This window comes from Gammaproteobacteria bacterium (genome assembly GCA_003696665.1).
In the GTDB taxonomy this organism is placed as follows: domain Bacteria; phylum Pseudomonadota; class Gammaproteobacteria; order Enterobacterales.
Genome location: RFGJ01000467.1, coordinates 1 through 1,122 on the forward strand (window position 1 = coordinate 1; position 1,122 = coordinate 1,122).

1 protein-coding gene is annotated in these 1,122 nt (G+C 53.4%); it reads left to right on the top strand.

Annotated elements, in window-relative coordinates; genetic code table 11:
• Positions 1-1,122, top strand: a 1,122-nt coding sequence (gene cas8c, locus D6694_11455) for a type I-C CRISPR-associated protein Cas8c/Csd1 (protein RMH39111.1), incomplete at both ends; no start/stop codon positions are given.

Genomic DNA, 1,122 nt, shown 5'->3' on the forward strand with positions numbered 1-1,122 from the left:
TATCAAATTCTACGCAATGACCCCGATGTAGAAATTGCTGAACCCGGTTATTCTAATGCGCCGGTTAGCCATGCACTCAACCTATCTGCGCAAGGTGAATTACTGGATATCATCCCCTTATATGTACAGGATCAAAAAGGCAAAGAGAGACCACGGCAGATGAATGTTCCAATGCGGATCAAACGCAGTGTGAACGTTGCTGCAAATTTCTTGTGTGACAATCCAGTTTATGTTTTGGGAATAACCGACAAGGAAGCAAAAGATCCGGATTATGCAAAAAAACGCTTTGAAGAGTTTCGAAAACATAATCTTGAGATACTGGCAAAAGTAAATAGCCCTGCCGCTTGTGCAATAACCACCTTCCTGAAAAACCATGATCCGCTCAAAGCCACTCAGATCCCGGTCGTTGCCCGTCACTTGGAGTCATTGTTACAAGGCAGGAACTTGATCTTTTTGGTCGAAGGCAAGAACACGTTGGACGATTCGAAAATCCGGCAAGCCTGGGAAGAATATCACTTGGGACATGAGACGCTTGAAATGCAGTGCTTGGTCACAGGTGAAATTGAACCTGTCGCCCGTCTACATCCAGACATCAAGGGGGTGTGGGGTGCGCAGAGAAAGGGTGCTGCGTTGGTCAGTTTCAATCTGGATGCTTTTACATCCTATGGGCGTGAACAGGGTTTGAATTCTCCTATTAGCCGCCGAGCAGCAGCAGGCTACGGAGTGGCACTCAACTACCTGCTTTCACGGCGCGACCCCAGACCACTCCACACCAGCGATACCACCGTGGTCTTCTGGGCCGAGAGCGAAAGCCGCCAGACGGAAGCCGTCTTTGCCTGTCTTTTCGACCCCGACAGCCTGTCCCGTGACAGCGGCCAACCCCGCCGCGGCGGACAGGCCGAAGGCGCCCTGAAAACGATTGCTCAGCGGGTGCGCGCCGGCAAACCGCTCGACCTGGACGCGCTGCTGGCTGACCTGGGCGACGAAAACCCGCGTTTCTACGTGCTGGGGCTGGCGCCCAATGCCTCCCGCCTGGCGGTGCGCTTCTTCATCACCGACCCCTTCCGCCAGATGGTGGCAAACGTGATGGCGCACTACCGCGACCTGCAAATCGTCAAGGAA